The organism is Actinoplanes sp. NPDC051513, from assembly GCF_044454685.1.
In the GTDB taxonomy this organism is placed as follows: domain Bacteria; phylum Actinomycetota; class Actinomycetes; order Mycobacteriales; family Micromonosporaceae; genus Actinoplanes.
This window is the reverse complement of record NZ_JBITDW010000047.1, coordinates 1-14899: the sequence shown is the minus strand read 5'-3', so window position 1 is coordinate 14899 and position 14899 is coordinate 1. Positions and strand designations below refer to the sequence as shown.

Here is a 14899-nt window from a genome sequence, read left to right as displayed (position 1 = left end):
CTGACCTTCGACAAGCCAGAACCTAGACAGGACAACGGCGTGCGCCACCCAGACGCCCAGAAACCACCCACACAAGCGTCAGTAGAACCACAAAATGGTGATACTCGAGCGCTGGGCCAGCCAGGAACTGCTCGACAAACACACCGAGGCAGAGCGCACCCGCAACACCTCACTCATCGAACCCCTCCTCGCTCTATGGGCACCCGATACCACGCCGACAATCGAGCGCTTCGAGGACTGATCCCTATCGGAGGACGCCTGATACTGCTCGCGGCTACGCGACGCTGGCAGTGCAGGCCCTTGATCAAGTGCACCTACATATCAAACAGGTGAGGATGTTCGATCATGCCGGCGCCCGAGTTAGGTCAAGTGCCGATCTTGCCGTCGCTGCCGTGCTTCGTCCACCAGGCCGTCAGGATCTCGGCCAGGGCGGATACCGCCGCAGCCCGCTCGGCGTCCGACATCGGCACCAGAACTGGTTCCTCGATCGTCACCGGCACAGTCCGTGAGCCTTGCCCGCGGCGTTCTCCCTTGGCCATGTTGCGATCAACGGCACACACGCTGGCGCGACACGTCGCCGGCCCCCCCGGGCGACACTCCGGCCGACATCCTGCGCTCGTCAACGTCGTTAAGAACGCTGGTACCTGTACCGTTCGAAAACCCGGCCGCATGGTCTGACGTGCGGTTATGTCTCGCGCCGTCGCGGGTTGTCGTGGTCATGCTGAGGCCATGATCCGTCGTTCGGATATCTGGTCCTGCGCCAACTGCTGCACCTGGCGATCCTGGTGTTGCGCGGTGATCGCGCTAACGAGGTGGAGATCCTGGCCCGCCGCAACATCACCACCGGTGAACTGGCCTACTACGTGTGTTTCGGGCCGCGCGGCACCCGGCTGCGGACTCTCGTGCGCACGGCGGGCGCGAGGTGGGCGGTCGAGGATTCGTTCCAGATCGCGAAAGAACGAGGCCGGCTGGACCAGTACCAGGTCCGCCGCTACGAAGCCTGGTACGCCCACGTCACCCTGTCCATGGCCGCCGCCGCGTTCCTGACCATCTTGCGCGCCGCCGAAGCCGAAAAGGGGCACCACCAGCAGTGAACAGCCGGGCAGCCTGATCCGGCTGACCGTAACGAGATCAGGCGCCTGTTCGCCACCCTGATCCTGGCCACACAGCACTCCGTCGCACATGTCCTGGCCTGGTCAGTCTTCCGGGAACTCAGCCGCGAACGTGCCAGAGCCGTCCATTACCGCAAACGACTCGAACGCATCGGAAGCTACGACCCGCCGTAGCAGTACTAATCCGAGCCACACCATTCATACGTGATCATGAGATCCGTGGGTACAGGACGGAGAGGAGGTGTTCAACATGCAGACACAGAACAAGTCGCGAACCTGGGCCTGGGTGACCGTCGCGGCCGTCGTTGTAGTGGTGGCCGTCATCGTCGCGTTCGCAATACTCGCGGGCGGAGACGGCGGCAGTGGCGGCGGTGCCTACTAGCCACAGTGCCAGCTCGACCAGGCCATAGGTGGTCATCGGTGCGCGCCCGCCCCGCCCCCGGGAACTGACGCGCCGCGCGCACGGAGCACAAAGACCGGCCCTGGGGCACAAAGCCGCCCGACTTCTGATCGACGCGTGTTCACGGTGGCGGCCCGAGACCACGACGACCGTCCATTGTGATGGTCGGCGGGTGGATTGGTTTGCCCACATTGCGCCGGCCCCACTGCGGCCGTGGGCGCACTCGCCCTGCGCGGTTGCGGCAGGTGGACGGTGCGCCCGCGCCGGGCCCCACTGCGGGCTGACTCAGGTGTTGCGGCCCACGGTGCGCCGGATCCGACACGTCTGACATTGACGCGCTGACGCTCGTGGCGGCGCCGCTCACGCCCAGGTGGAACATGACTAGCTTCTGCCATCTGCATTCCTACCTCGCCACCGCCGGCAAACACGGCGTCAACCTGCTCGACGCCCTCATCCAACTGGCATCCGGCCGACCCTGGATACCCACCCTCAACTGACCTGATTAGTTACGTCAAATCCTGACAATGGGCCGCCAGCGTTCCCGGCGCACGAGATGACTCACAGGTCTCCTTCAATGATTCGGCCTTGTCGCGCAGGGCCGTGTCACTGGCAGGATCGGCGGGCATCGCGAGGATTGGACCGCTGCGGAGCGGCCGCTTGATACGTGGCCCTGCCCGGGAGTCCAGCGTTGCGGCATTTCCATCCGTGACAATCGCGTTGCCTCGGCAATACCGCTCGGCCCGCTGAGCCATGTCGCCACCTGGGTGAGGTCACTACGCGACCGGCTCAGCGTTTCATTGTCGTTTCCCAATCGATACCACACGCTCGGATGTGATTGTGTTCCGCGGCACCGGGTATGCGTTGGCGCGACGTTGTCCACTCGGCAAAGGAGTTGCCGCCGATGAGTGCCCCTCTCCGCACGACGCGACGACTGGGAGCGGTCCTGGTAGCGGCTGCACTACTGGTCGCGCCGTCCGCTGCCGCGGCCGCGCCGGCCTCGCCCCGGACCCAAGCCACCGCCTCGCCCACCCTCGACAGCGCCACCATCAGAGGCGACAACGTCGTCCTGATCTGGTCGCCCCCGGCGGGCAACGGCATCACGGATCACGCTGTCTTCGCCAACGGAAGGTTCCTGTTCCGTACGCTCAGCCCGGACATCACCACCGTCTTCCTCGCCTCCGAAGGCCTCTCCGGCGGGGAGGTGTTCACGGTCGCCGCCGAGGACAGCCAGCTCAATCAATCGCCGCCCAGCAACGGACTGAAGGCGGTGCCTCCACGCGTGCTGCCCGCACCCGTGCTGCTCAGCGGCAGCGTCGTCCCGGTCAATCCTCCGCCCTTCGTTAGGGTCACACTGACCTGGAGGGCGTCGCGGAGCGATCAGGACGTGATCACGTACACGATCTTCGCGACCGTCAATGGAACGCCCCGCCCAGTCACCTCGGCGGACAATGTGACAAACCTGACCTTCATCCCTGACCCATGCGGTCCCATCGGGAGCTGCCCGTTGACCGGACGGGAGCCGTACACCGTGGTCGCCAGCGACCGCACCCTAGCCGTGTCGGCGGCGAGCAACGCCATCGTCCCCACTCCTTTCTAGGCGGATGACCAGAAGTAACTGGAAGCAGGACGAGTACCAGTGAAGTAGCCTCGCGGGTCGCCGAGCCTTCCAGAGCACCGCGACCCGAGGAGGCCGCCTCAGGCGTGCGTCTCCCAGCGTGGACGCCAGCCCCGCCCGCCCAGCCCCATGAGTCCTGCGACCTGCTGCGCCGACAGCTTCAGCCCCACCGGCGGCGAGCCGACTTGTTGTAGGTGCACGCGCCGACGTTGTACCGAACGACGTTCAGGCCGAGCCCGGGATAGCTGGCGCCGCCGTACAGAACGTTCTCGCGGGTGTAGAGCAGATCCGCGAGCGTGTCGTTGCCGCCGAACACCGTCGCCCATTACGACAGCGCCGCACCCCCTGCCAGACCCCGTAACCGTTCGATGGATCGATCACGGTCGTGTAGTCAGCCGAGGCGGCCACCCCGCGGGCGCTAGCCCTCGCGTACCTCGAATGCGGCCGCCGGCGGCTGAGTTAGCCTGCCGTCGTGGCGAGCCTGATGCGTATCGGGTCGGCGTCGGGGTGGCCAAGCTCTTCGAGGATCTGCAGGGCATGGTGCCATGCGTCGCGCGCGAGGCCGGGATGACCGGCGGCGTGATGGGCGTCGCCGAGCCGAGCCAAGGTACCGGCCTCGTGGTACGGCTCGCCGCGGGCTCGAAAGGTGTTCGGTGCTTGCTCGTAGCACGCGACGGCCTCGGCATGGTGACCGAGGTGCCGGTGTATGAGGCCGAGGCTGTCGAGGGTGTGTGCCTGGCCGCGCCGGTCGCCGAGGTCGTGTTGCAGGACGAGAGCACGCTGGCAATTGGCGAGCGCCTGCTCGAAGTCTCCGAGCTTGTCGTGCGTCCAGCCGATCATGTTGAGTGCACTGGACTGTCCCGGGCGGTGGCCGACGCTCCGATATGTGTCCAGCGCTTGGTAGAGGTACTCGAGCGCCGCCCGATCGCGCCCGCACTCGCCGGCGGCCCAGCCGAGAGCAAGTTGCGTGCGGGCCTGCCCTTCACGGTCGCCGAGCTGATCGAAAAGCTCGAGCGCGTCTTCGAGATGGCGCCGAGCGGCGTCGTGGCGGCCGAGCCAGACGTCGGCTCGACCGAGGCCACGAAGGATGTGGGCCTGAGCGGCGAGGTCCTTCAGTCGTGTCGCAGCTGCCAATGCCACCATGTGAGTGGCGGCCCAGTCGTTCCAGTGGCCTCGCCGGTCGAAGAAGTTCATGAGTGTCCAGGCGAGTTGCCACGCGTGGGTGTCGAACCGGGTGTTGACGGCCCGGATGATGACTGCCAGCAAGACCGAGTGTTCGGCGGCAAGCCAAGCCAGCGCCTGGTCGACACTGGCGAAGCTCTCGTGCACGATCAGCGGATCTGCCCGTGCCAGCGTGATGCGGTCGCGGTGCGGGTACGCCACCCGGTCGGCCACGTCCGCCGACCGCAGGTAGTAGCCGAACATCCGGCGCAGTGCCGGCCACCGCTCGGCGTCGGGGTCAGGGCCGGCGGCGAGCTCGGCGGCGTAGATGCGCAACAGGTCGTGCACGACGTACCGGCCCGGACGATGTTCGGTCACCAGGCTCGCACGTTCCAACACGGTCAGCTGTGTCCGCGCGCTTGGGACTGGGACGCCGGCCAGGCTCGCAGCGGCGGCTAGGCCGATGTCGGGGCCGGGGTGCAGGCCCAGCAGCCGGAACAACCGAGCCGCTTCGGCCTCGAGGGCCTGGTACGACAGCGAGATGACGTGGCGTACGTTGGTTGCCGGATCACCCGTGTCGAACCCGTCGAGGCTGCCGCGGCTGGCGTGCAGCTCGGCCGCCAACGCTTCCAGCGGCAGTCCGGGGTGGACCGCTGCCCGAGCCGCAACGACCGCCAGTGCCAGCGGGAGCTGTGCGCACATCGTGACGAGCGCATCGACCGCCGGCGTCTCCGCCGCGACGCGGATCGCGCCGAGCCGACACCGGAACAGCGCCCGACTCTCCGCCGCAGACAGCGGGTCGACCGCGATCGAGTGGGCGCCCGCGGCGGCGACCAGCCCGATGAGCTGGTTTCGGCTGGTGACGAGCACCAGACAGGTGGCGGAGCCGGGCAACAACGGGCGCACCTGCTCGACGTCGCGCGCGTTGTCGAGCACAACGAGGATACGTCTGCCAGCCAGCAGACTGCGGTACAGTGCCGCCTGCGCCTGCGCGTCGGCGGGTACCTGGCCGGGCGGTACCGCCAGCGCGTCGAAGAACCTATGCATCGCGTCGATGGCGCTCACGGCTGGTTCCGCAGTGTCGAAGCCGCGCAAGTCCACGTACAGTTGCCCGTCGGGGAACCGGTCGCGAACAAGGTGGGCCCAATGCACCGCCAGCGTGGTCTTCCCGACCCCCGCGGTACCCGACAGCACGGTGATGGCCATCGACGTTGGCTGCTTGCCGAAGGCAGCGAGGATTGCATCGAGCCTGACCAGCTGGGCTTCCCGGCCAACGAAGCCCGACATGGCCGCGGGTAGCTGAGCCGGGGCATCAGGTCCGGCCGCGCGGTATCCGCCGGTCGCGATCTTCTCAGGGACCCCGTGGACCGGATGGTCGGATGCCTCCGGCGGGTCAAGCGCCGGGTCCTGACGCAGAATCGCCAGGTACCGGTCGCGCAGCTGCGGACTGGGATCGGCGCCGAGCGCCTCGGCCATCCGGGCGCGCAGGTTTTGGTAGGCGGTGAGCGCGTCTGCGTCTCGGCCGGTCCGATGCAGCGCAAGCATGAACCGACCGACCAGTGGCTCGTGCAGCGGGTACGCGGCGACGGCGGCGGCAAGCGCGCCGAGCACCTCGTGATGCCGGCCGCGCGCGAGCTCGGCGTCGGCATACATCCAAGTGGCCGCCAGGCGCTGCTCGGTCAGCTCGGCGCCGACCAGCTCGCGTAACCCGTCGGACGCCACGTCAGCAAGCAATGGGCCGCGCCAGAGTGCGAGCGCCGGTCCGAGCAGCTCGGCGCGGCGGACAGCGTCGGCCTCGGCCCGGGCCAGGTGGACCTGACGGGCAAAGCGATGGGCGTCCACCAACTCCGGGTCGGTCTCGGCCAGCAACCCGCCCGGCCTTACCGACAAGCGCGGCGCGGCGCCGTCCGAGCTCGCGGCGATCCGGCTTCGCAGTCGTGAAACGTAGGTGCGCAGTGTGGCACGAGGATCCTGCACCGGGCGCTCCGGCCAGAGCAGCCTGACCAGGCGGTCGGTCGGCACCGTTCGGCCCACCTCGAGCAGGAGCAGACCCAGCAGGAGGCGTTCCTGGCGACGACCGACGACAACCGGCTCGCCGACGCGATCCCGCACCTCCAGCGTGCCAAGCAGCAGAAACTCCACGTCCAGCGATCGTAATCGACTTCACAGCCATGTGGTATTGCCTCATGTGGGTCGGGACAGCAAACCGGCCCGATCGGTTTCATAAGGACAGTCAACACTCAGCCGATGCGTCGGCACGGTTGTCGTAGGTATCGTGAGCAGCGTTGACTTGCTCAATGTGCGTCTCGGACCAGCCCCTGTCTGCCCGTCCACTCCCGGCGCTCCCCTATTCGCTCTGACTTCCTCCCATGCCTTCTTGACTTCCCACTTTGAGATCTCAAACGACTTGGTCTGCGACTTGCTGACCGTCCGCGGACGCCTGCCCAATCGAAGCCAGCTTCGCACCTGGGCTTAAGGGTTCGTGGGTTCGAATCCCGCCGTCCCGACACACCGCCGTCCTGACCCCGCCGTCCCGACTGCCGTCCCGACCGTGAGCGGGTTTCCGCAGGTCAAGGACTTGTGGGAGGATCCGAGGTGTCAGCTGCCGTGAGGAAGGTGGACCGTAGCAGCAGGGCGAGGTGTCGGGCGAGCCGTGCGGTAGACCAGTGGCGGTCGACGAGCAGTCCTTCGACGATGTCCGAAGAGATCAGGGCGTAAAGCATGTCGGTGGCCGAGCGGATGGTCCAGCCGGGCGCGAGGTGTCCGTCGTCGACGAGCCGGCGCGTGATCCGGCGACAGTTGGCCAGCTGCGCGTGCACGACTCGGGCACGGTGTGCCGCCGCGTCGGGATCGCGTCTCCAGACCTGCTGTAATGCCCGGTCCACGGCCAGCAGCCGCGGGTGGTAGGTGGCCAGGTGCGCGGCCCAACGGTCGAGCGTGCTGGCGGCGTCGGGTGCGGCCCATACCTCGCGCAACGACTCGTGCAGGCCCTCGGCGTCGGCGACGTAGTCGAACAATGCCGCCACCAGTTCGGTTCGTGACGGGAAGTGCAGGTAGGCAGCCCCGCGGGTGACGGTTGCGCGCTCGGCCACAGCTGTCATCGTTAATGCTTCGAACCCGTGCTCCTCGAGGATCGAGCGGGCCGCCGCGAGCAGGGCGCCGCGGGTGCGCCGGCTGCGCGCATTGGCGGGCACGACGATCGTACGTGACGGCATGTGTCCTCGATTACCCGGTCGGAAGTTTACGCCGAGTCTAGTTGTGGAAACTAGACGCCGTGCACACTTTTACGTTCTGCTGGTTAGAATGGCCGAGCTGGCACCTGTCGCGTCGACCCGATTCGGCCCACCTTGGTACACACCTCGGGTGCGGTAGCGTTGCTGGCGGTGTCGACGGTTGGCTGTGCCCGGCGCGTACATCCACGGATGGCGTCGCCGGAGGGGTGTGGTGGCGACGCTGCTCGATGATCATCAATGTTGGGCCCGCTGCGCGGCGGCGGCAGGTGCCCGGGCTGGCCCGGCCGGGCAACGGCCGACAGCGTGTTGGCACGGACCCCGCTCGATCGTCGAATCCCGAAGCGCTACGGCGCCTTGCCCGGCCGACGACGTGGGCGCCTGGTAGTCGCGGACCGCCGACCTTGCGACGGCTGAACGGTTGGCCAACCGCCCCGGCTGCCCGACCGGCGGAAACGCCCGGAACCTTGCAGGGAGGCGTCATGAACCTCGCTTTGTGGATCGTTACCGTACTACTGGCCGCTGTCCTCCTGGTCAGCACCTCGAAAATGTTCGTGCCGAGGGAAAAGCTGGCTTCGGTGGGCGCTGCCGCGGAATGGGTCCTGGACTTCAGCCCCAGCGCCCTCAGGGCCATCGGAACTCTCGAAATCTTGGCTGTGGCGGGCCTGATCCTGCCGGCAGTGCTCGACATCGCGCCGGTTCTGGTGCCGGTGACTGCTACCTGTCTGGTGTTGCTGTTTACCGGCGCGGTGATCATGCGCCTGCGCCGTGGTGAGAAGGCAACGATCGTGCCCGACCTGGTGTATCTCGCGATGGCCGTCTTCGTGGCCTGGGGCCGCTTTGGCCCGGAGTCCTTCACCGGCTGACCCGGCACGGCGCGACCGCGATCGGGGCCCAGTTGCAGCCGGACCGCGCGTTCCTTCGCGGCTGCGGGCCCGCCGCCGCGGCTGCGGGCCCGCCGCGTCAGCAATGCAGACCTTCGTCGGCCAACTCGGCATCGCTGCTGCGGCGGGGACAACTATGTGTCGATTGAAATCCGCACGTTGCTAGCCGTGCCCCGGGCCCACGCGCCACAGGTGGATCCCGGCCCAGGTGCGAAACACGATCGCCAGCCCCAGCGACGGCAGATATGCGGCGCTGGCGAGGCTGTCCAGCGGGGTGGTCGCGGCCAGAGCGGTGAGGATCGAGGCGGCACCGGCGAGCGCGGCGACCCAGCCGAGCGGCGTCGGCATCGCGCTGCTGGTGAGGGCGGCCGAGCCGGCGGCGAGCATAGCCACGCCGAGGAAGAGGGCGCCGGCCGCGCCTGCCGCGGCGAGGACGGCGTTGAAGCCGGCCCAGGCCCCCTCGGCCGTTGCCGCGTCCCGGCCGGCTAGGGCGGTGAACGCCGGTGCGCCGAGCCAGAGACCCAGCGGCACCAGGGCGTGGCCGGCGACCCCGACGACTCCACAGTAGAGCGTCGTGGCGGCCCGGGTCGGCGCGGCGGCGCGCAGCCAGCCGGCCAGGCCGGCCAGTAGGACGACGGTGAAGACCAGGTTGACAGCGCCGACGAACACCGCGACCCGCAGGATCCCGCCCGAGTCCCGCAGGAACTGGAGCGCTGTCGCCGGGTCGGTGAATGTCTGCGGCGTCCAGCCGCTGGCGCTCCAGCCCGCTGTCTCGACGGCCAGACCCGCACCGGCGAGGACACCGGCGATGCCCGCGCCTCGCCGGCTGGGTGTCGGCGCGATGACGGCGGACTGGTCGGATAGTTCGGCGTGCAGGTGAGCAGTCATGATCGTGCTCCTCTCGCAGTGTGCCGGTCAGGCGACCCGGCGGCTGTTGCGCTCGCTCAGCACGTCGCTGTCGATGCCCCAGGAGATGATCCGCTGCGGGTGGATCCGGATGAGCGGGTCCGTGCCGTCGATCGCTTCGGCCCGCCCGCGGATCTCTATGCCGCGCGGGCGCCACGGTGGGAGAACGTCGTCAATGACCACCGCGGCCCGCCCGCTGCGGGCGACGTCGCTGTACTTCTTGGTCGCGGTCAGGTTCATGCCGCCCAGGTCGATGGTGTTCAGCGCGGGGTTGAACGACCAGCCCGACGGGACTACGTGTGGCATCCCGTCCGCCCCGACGGTGGCCACGCGGGCCAGGTGCCGTTCCGGTTCGGTCAAGTACCTCATCTCGGCTTCGGTGAACATGGCATGCTCCTCTCGTCAACGTCCCGATACCCAACCTCAACGAACTACACACTATGTATATTTCCGGGGGTGGCGGCGCGAGAACCCGGCGCGGCGTCGTGAGCCCGAGAACGCCCGCGGCCGCCGCGCCGGGTTCATCCCGTGGCGGGCCGCCCGCATCTGGTCCCATGACCGGGTCAAGGCCCACGACGCCTCCCGGATGGCGGCAGACCCCTCGATGACACGCCCAGGGTCCACATGCGGAACCGTGTCCGCCGGCTGAAGACTGACCCCAACAGAACGCGATCATCCATTGGAGCCTGGTAAATAAGGGTGTCAGGACAGCGGCGGGCCTGGCGATGATCGACGATCCTGTTTGTGTGCGGCGTGTCGAGCGGACATGAGGAAGGGCCTCCGGTACGAGCAAAGGCGACTAAACCAGCTCGCATACCGAAGGCCCAGCCCTGTCTGTATACCTTGTCGCCGGGACCGGCACGTCCTCGACCCCGGCTATCCTCGCCGATCACCTGCCCACGACACGGCCTCGGCACTACCCGTCGGACACCAGCGATGCGGAATGGGCGGTCCTCGCCTCGGACGTGCCCGCCGGCAGCGGCCAGGGCCGATCGTCTACCCGCGCCGCGATGTCGTGGACGCGATCCGCTACCTCGATCGGACCGGCTGCCAGTGGGACGCCCTGCCCGCGGACTTCCCGCACCCGAAACTGGGCGAGTTGACCCAGCTCATACCGTTCGAGATGGTCGATGAGGTCTTGGCCGCGACCCGCCGCGTCCAGCAGCGGGTCCGGCTGCTCCCGGCCCGGGTGGTGGTGTACCTGGAACTGGCCGGGTGTCTGTTCGCCGAACTCGGCTACCCGCAAGGTCTGGCAGCAACTGAGCGCCGGCGTGGCGGGGGTGGTGTTGGCCGAGCCGACCTCCAGCGCGCTACGCCAGGCCCGGCAACGACTGGGACCCGCACCACTTCGGGCGTTGTTCGACGTGCTACGCGGCCCGGTCGCGACCACCGCCGGGCAAGCCGTGCGCTGGCGGGGCCTGCTGCTGACCGCGATCGACGGCACCATCATGTCGGTCGCGGACTCGGCCGCGGTCCGCGCCCGCTACCGCAAACAGCGGGGTAACCACGGCGGGTCCGGCTACCCGACACTACGGCTGAGTGCCCTGCTGACCTGCGGCACCCGCTCGATCATCGACGCCGTGTTCGACCCGATCACCACCGGCGAACTCGACCAGGCCCGCACCCTGGCCCGCAGCCTGCGAGCCGGATGCTGCTGCTGGCCGACTGCAACTACGCCGCCGCCACCCTCGTCGAGATGCTGGCCGCGACCAAGGCCGACCTGCTGATCCGCTGCAAGACCGGCCGCCGTCTACCCGAGATCACCCGCTACCACGACGGGTCCTGGCTGTCCACCATCGGCACCCTGCGGGTGCGGGTCATCGACGCCCGGATCGCCGTGAAAACCAACGACGGCACCCGCACCAGCGGCTACCGGCTGATCACCACTCTGCTCGACCCGCACCGTCACCCGGCCGGTGAACTGATCCGGCTGTACCACCAGAGAGGGGAGATCGAAACCGCCTACTTGGAACTGAAGTCCAGCATCCTCGGCGGCAGGGTCCTGCGGGCCCGTACCCCGGACGGCATCGACCAGGAAATCCACGCCCTGCTGATCATCTACCAGACGCTGCGCACCGCCATGGTCGACGCCACCGACAGCCAACCCGGCACCGACCCCGACCGGGCCAGCTTCACCACCGCCCTGAACACCGCCCGCAACCAGATCACCCTCGCCGCCGGCGTGACGGGCAACGTGTTCCCATCGACGTTCGCGAAGATCGTGTACGTGACGACGTTCTGGTCGCTCCGCGACGCCGTCCAGGTCAGCGTGACCGTCTGGAACGTCGGCGGATTCGCCGGGACGACCCCGGCCGCTGAGCAGCACCGGGCAGCACGTCTGGCGCTACCGCCACCAGACCGTTGCTGGGCGGCGATTGGCTGAGCTGGTTGTCCTCGGCGGCGACGGGCGTTTGCCCAGCTCGATGGCCGTCCGGCGACGAGGACCGCCACCCGATCGATGGCAAGTGGCGTGGGATGCCTTCTTGTTGTCCGCGTCACAATGCAGAGCCGGCGGTGGGATCAGGTTTGTAGTACATGTATGCCTATGCCACATGGATCGCCCCGCGGCCGTTTCCTGGCGGCGGCCGCATCAGTCGTCCTGTTGCCAGCACTTTTCGTGTCTGCGGTTCCGGCCACCGCTGATCAGGTTCCAGCTGGCCGCACGGTGTATGTCACCAACAGCGCCACCCATTCCGGCACGGCCAACATCATCCGATTCACCGTCAACCGTGATGGCGCCCTCGTACCACTTGACCGGGTGCGGGCTGGGCACGGGGCCCGCGGCATGGCCATCACACCCGACCGGCGGTTCGCCTACGTCGCCGCAGCCGATGGCAATGAAATCGACGGGTATCGCATCGGTCGTGACGGTTCTCTGAGCCAGTTCCTCACCGTGTCCACCCCTCGGCCGTCCGGGTTGGTCACCTCCCGGGACGGCCGCACCCTGTATGTCGTCAACCAGGTCACGGCAACGATCACCGTGTTCGCCGTCCAGTCTGACGGCGCGCTGGTCCAGCGGGCGGTTGTGAGCACCGGCGGGATCGCGCCGAAGGACCTCGCGGTTACACCCGACGGCCGGTTCATCTACGTCGGTGACACCAAGCGGCCCGTGCTGACCGGGTTCGCGGTGGGATCCGACGGCATCCCGACGCGACCGGTGGCCCGAGCCGGGATCGGCCTGTTCAGCGGTGAAGTCCTCGTCACCCGCGACGGCCGGTTCTTGTATGTCGTGTGCACCGACACCGACGACATCTTCGGCTTCCGCATTGAGGGTGATGGCACGTTGACCGAGGTGAGCCACTTGCCCGCCGGGGAGCGGGCAGAAGGCGCCGCGATCAGCCCGGACGGACGGCTACTGTATGTCGCCGGGTCCGCTCTCGAGGACAACAGCGGCCCGATCACCGGCTTCACGATCGGCGCGGACGGCGTGCTCACCCCGGCCGGCCGGCCGGTGCTACTCCACCAGCCACCCACGGTCGCGTTCGCCCCCGACGGCAAGCATCTGTACGCCACCGACTTCGCCGAGAACACCATCACCACCTTCGCCGTCTCGTCAACCGGTGACCTGACCACGGTAAAGACCCAACCGTCGGGTGGGGTCGAACCCGGATTCCAAGCAGTAACCCTCCTGCGCAATCGCTGACGCCGGGTGGGGTGGCGTGTCCTCCACGCCACCCCAACGGCCCAGTCTTGCGGCGAACTCCATGGGTTGGCCCGACGTGGCGCTGCTCCGGCGCACCCTATCTGGGAGATCGATGGCACGTTCCGGCTCGACGACTCGCGTCGAGCGGCACGCTACCGGCCCAGCCAGATTGGCTGATGGCCGCGTACGCGCCCTTGGCCGCAGCCCCAGCGGGGATGATCAGAGAGCCGACCGTCCCTGTTACGAGCCCGCCGGTGTACCAGCCGTTGTTCTTGATGTCGCAGGTGGAGCCGGGCTGCAGGAATTCCTGGAATTTGGTGGGGAGTCCGAAGAGCAGGGCGTCTCCGATTCCCATTCGAAGGCGATGGTGTTTTCTTTGAATTTTTCGAACCTGCTGCAGTTGGTGCACAGGCCGGTCGGGTCGGTGCCTTGCAGTGGGTTGTTCTGGGCGTAGGCGTATGGCTGGTGGTGTGATGGCTTCCGCATCGTTCGGTTTCAAGCCTCCCGTCGATCCGCAGGCTGTCGACAAGAGATCGGGCGAATGGCCGTGATGGATTCTTGCTGACATCTAGATGAAAGATCGTGGCAATGGCTGCCGTCGACGAGCGCAATGCCGGCTCGGTTCCGCGCTACGCAAGACGGCGGCTGCGGAGGCGTTGCACCGCTGCCGGGATACCAGCGGCGCGCATGCTCGTCGGTGGCGGTCACGCCCGCCCGTCTCCGAGCCGCCGGCGCCCACGCCGTGGGCCGCGATCGAGGAAAAGCCATCACCGACGCAGCGTGGACCACTTCGTGACGACCCTCCTCGCGGAGGGCGTGGGCCTTCGTCGGAGGACATCATGGGCAAACGCAATCGTGCGCGTTCCCGGGCGATCCGAGCCGAGATGGCGCAGACCGGGGAGAACTACACACGGGCCGCCGCTGCGGCGGCAAACACCCCGGCGGGGCGATCGGGGCGCACTCCACCGACGTCGTCAAGGACAACATCGTCGAGATCCTGCTGCGACGAGTCCGGACCGACGACGCCCGCTTCGCCTTGGCGGAGCGCCTCAGCCAGGATGGTCGCCGCGTCATCTACGACCGGATGTCCTTCGAGGTCATCGACCCTGGAGAGCCCGGCGCGTGGCAGGTCTGGACTGGCTCACCGACGAGATGATCGCCGACGGCGGTGGTGGGCAGGTCGGGTACGCCGCCGCCGTGCAACGGCTGGATCCGGACGGCCTGTGGGTTCACGAAGACTACCTGCAGGACGAGGTGCCCGTGCCGGAGGTGACCACCCCGGGCGTGCCGGCCACATTGGGGCGGGTCAAGTCGACCCTGTCGGCGTACGAGTTGGAGTGGCTCTGGCAAGATTTTCGTAGCGGAAGATCGCTAAGGGCTCGCCGAGTAATAACCCGTAGCTTGACGGATTGTGGTCCGTTGATCTGTTATGGGCGTGATGGTGGAGGTTCAAGAGCAACTCGCGGCGAAGTTCCAGGCGATCCTTCCGCATCTGGATGAGCGGCAGCGTCGGCTGCTGCTGGGCGCTGAGGCGCGTGTCCTGGGCTATGGCGGGATCCGGGCGGTGGCCAGGGCTGCCGGGGTTCGTGAAGCGACCGTCGCGCTCGGCGTCGATGAACTCGACGCCGGCGCTGAACCTCTGGGCCGGACCCGTAAGCCTGGTGGGGGCCGGAAACGGGCCGTGGACCTCGATCCCGGGCCAGACGCTAACGGTCTGCGGCCGACCCCACCGTAGATCCCGAGGTCCACGCTAATGGGAAGCGGTCGCGTCGTCGCGGTGTCCGATCAGATCTCGCTGGGGCGAGTGCGACAAACGCCGCCGCGACCCCCAGTATCCGGTTGCTCAGTTGCTGGGGTTGCGGGTCAGGAGGCGGCGGCGGAGACGGTGCAGTTGTGGCATCAGTCCGTAGATGACGATGGGCACCGCGATGGTGGCGAGCACGAAGGT

The 14899-nt window shown here is 67.8% G+C and carries 14 protein-coding genes and 3 pseudogenes; 10 read left to right on the top strand and 7 right to left on the bottom strand.

The window, feature by feature from the left end; genetic code table 11:
• The first annotated feature begins 94 nt into the window (after nt 1–94).
• Nucleotides 95–241 (top strand): hypothetical protein, encoded by a 147-nt coding sequence (locus ACIA5D_RS50765; protein WP_396037945.1) that lies wholly within the window; start codon nt 95–97, stop codon nt 239–241.
• 124 nt (nt 242–365) lie between these two features.
• On the opposite strand, the gene ACIA5D_RS50760 is transcribed toward ACIA5D_RS50765, so the two are convergent.
• Nucleotides 366–494, bottom strand: a complete 129-nt coding sequence (locus ACIA5D_RS50760) for a hypothetical protein (RefSeq protein WP_396037944.1) — start codon at nt 492–494, stop codon at nt 366–368.
• Between the two features lie 324 nt (nt 495–818).
• Between ACIA5D_RS50760 and ACIA5D_RS50755 the strand changes: the two are divergent.
• From ACIA5D_RS50755 to ACIA5D_RS50745, 3 genes and pseudogenes are all read left to right on the top strand, one after another.
• A pseudogene (locus tag ACIA5D_RS50755) lies at nt 819–1094 on the top strand (IS701 family transposase); the annotation flags it as partial.
• Between the two features lie 259 nt (nt 1095–1353).
• Nucleotides 1354–1494 carry a hypothetical protein gene (locus tag ACIA5D_RS50750; protein WP_396037943.1) on the top strand — a complete coding sequence of 47 codons (141 nt, stop codon included), beginning with the start codon at nt 1354–1356 and terminating at the stop codon, nt 1492–1494.
• A gap of 919 nt (nt 1495–2413) precedes the next feature.
• Nucleotides 2414–3109: a hypothetical protein gene (locus ACIA5D_RS50745; RefSeq protein ID WP_396037942.1), complete on the top strand. Its 696-nt coding sequence runs from the start codon at nt 2414–2416 to the stop codon at nt 3107–3109.
• 178 nt (nt 3110–3287) lie between these two features.
• On the opposite strand, the gene ACIA5D_RS50740 is transcribed toward ACIA5D_RS50745, so the two are convergent.
• The 3 genes from ACIA5D_RS50740 to ACIA5D_RS50730 all read right to left on the bottom strand — a co-directional run bounded on the left by ACIA5D_RS50740 (nt 3288) and on the right by ACIA5D_RS50730 (nt 7503).
• Complete coding sequence (locus tag ACIA5D_RS50740; RefSeq protein WP_396037941.1) at nt 3288–3443, bottom strand: hypothetical protein; 156 nt, start codon at nt 3441–3443, stop codon at nt 3288–3290.
• Between the two features lie 143 nt (nt 3444–3586).
• Nucleotides 3587–6430: an AfsR/SARP family transcriptional regulator gene (locus ACIA5D_RS50735; RefSeq protein WP_396037940.1), complete on the bottom strand. Its 2844-nt coding sequence runs from the start codon at nt 6428–6430 to the stop codon at nt 3587–3589.
• 428 nt (nt 6431–6858) lie between these two features.
• Complete coding sequence (locus tag ACIA5D_RS50730; RefSeq protein ID WP_396037939.1) at nt 6859–7503, bottom strand: TetR/AcrR family transcriptional regulator; 645 nt, start codon at nt 7501–7503, stop codon at nt 6859–6861.
• A 497-nt stretch (nt 7504–8000) separates the two neighbouring features.
• Here ACIA5D_RS50730 and ACIA5D_RS50725 point away from each other — a divergent pair, with 497 nt between their 5' ends.
• Nucleotides 8001–8384 carry a DoxX family protein gene (locus tag ACIA5D_RS50725; protein ID WP_396037938.1) on the top strand — a complete coding sequence of 128 codons (384 nt, stop codon included), beginning with the start codon at nt 8001–8003 and terminating at the stop codon, nt 8382–8384.
• Nucleotides 8385–8564: 180 nt separating this feature from the next.
• Here ACIA5D_RS50725 and ACIA5D_RS50720 read toward each other — a convergent pair whose 3' ends face one another.
• Both ACIA5D_RS50720 and ACIA5D_RS50715 read right to left on the bottom strand, forming a co-directional pair.
• Nucleotides 8565–9290, bottom strand: a complete 726-nt coding sequence (locus ACIA5D_RS50720; protein ID WP_396037937.1) for a hypothetical protein — start codon at nt 9288–9290, stop codon at nt 8565–8567.
• 27 nt (nt 9291–9317) lie between these two features.
• On the bottom strand, nt 9318–9695 hold the full coding sequence (locus tag ACIA5D_RS50715) for a PPOX class F420-dependent oxidoreductase (RefSeq protein WP_396037936.1): 378 nt from the start codon (nt 9693–9695) through the stop codon (nt 9318–9320).
• 379 nt (nt 9696–10074) lie between these two features.
• Here ACIA5D_RS50715 and ACIA5D_RS50710 point away from each other — a divergent pair.
• From ACIA5D_RS50710 to ACIA5D_RS50695, 4 genes and pseudogenes are all read left to right on the top strand, one after another.
• A pseudogene (locus tag ACIA5D_RS50710) lies at nt 10075–10494 on the top strand (transposase); the annotation flags it as partial.
• A gap of 85 nt (nt 10495–10579) precedes the next feature.
• Nucleotides 10580–11035 (top strand): transposase domain-containing protein, encoded by a 456-nt coding sequence (locus ACIA5D_RS50705; RefSeq protein WP_396037935.1) that lies wholly within the window; start codon nt 10580–10582, stop codon nt 11033–11035.
• Nucleotides 10957–11691, top strand: coding sequence for a transposase (locus ACIA5D_RS50700; RefSeq protein ID WP_396037934.1), 735 nt, complete (start codon nt 10957–10959; stop codon nt 11689–11691). Before ACIA5D_RS50705 ends, ACIA5D_RS50700 begins: the two co-directional genes overlap by 79 nt.
• A gap of 117 nt (nt 11692–11808) precedes the next feature.
• Entirely contained in the window at nt 11809–12951 is a 1143-nt protein-coding gene (locus ACIA5D_RS50695) for a beta-propeller fold lactonase family protein (RefSeq protein ID WP_396037933.1), read from the top strand.
• Between the two features lie 1074 nt (nt 12952–14025).
• Here the strand turns inward: ACIA5D_RS50695 and ACIA5D_RS50690 are convergent.
• The gene (locus ACIA5D_RS50690) at nt 14026–14184 is read right to left on the bottom strand and encodes a hypothetical protein (RefSeq protein ID WP_396037932.1); all 159 of its coding nucleotides are present in this window, start codon (nt 14182–14184) and stop codon (nt 14026–14028) included.
• Between the two features lie 205 nt (nt 14185–14389).
• Between ACIA5D_RS50690 and ACIA5D_RS50685 the strand changes: the two are divergent.
• Nucleotides 14390–14647 (top strand): annotated as a pseudogene (locus ACIA5D_RS50685) (ISAzo13 family transposase); the annotation flags it as partial.
• Nucleotides 14648–14899 lie beyond the last annotated feature (252 nt).

Coding starts and splice junctions, on each gene's coding strand:
- ACIA5D_RS50765 (WP_396037945.1), top strand. CDS start 95: ATGGTGATACTCGAGCGCTGGGCCAGCCAGGAACTGCTCGACAAACAC.
- ACIA5D_RS50745 (WP_396037942.1), top strand. CDS start 2,414: ATGAGTGCCCCTCTCCGCACGACGCGACGACTGGGAGCGGTCCTGGTA.
- ACIA5D_RS50730 (WP_396037939.1), bottom strand. CDS start 7,503: ATGCCGTCACGTACGATCGTCGTGCCCGCCAATGCGCGCAGCCGGCGC.
- ACIA5D_RS50695 (WP_396037933.1), top strand. CDS start 11,809: ATGCAGAGCCGGCGGTGGGATCAGGTTTGTAGTACATGTATGCCTATG.
- ACIA5D_RS50720 (WP_396037937.1), bottom strand. CDS start 9,290: ATGACTGCTCACCTGCACGCCGAACTATCCGACCAGTCCGCCGTCATC.
- ACIA5D_RS50715 (WP_396037936.1), bottom strand. CDS start 9,695: ATGTTCACCGAAGCCGAGATGAGGTACTTGACCGAACCGGAACGGCAC.
- ACIA5D_RS50700 (WP_396037934.1), top strand. CDS start 10,957: ATGCTGCTGCTGGCCGACTGCAACTACGCCGCCGCCACCCTCGTCGAG.
- ACIA5D_RS50725 (WP_396037938.1), top strand. CDS start 8,001: ATGAACCTCGCTTTGTGGATCGTTACCGTACTACTGGCCGCTGTCCTC.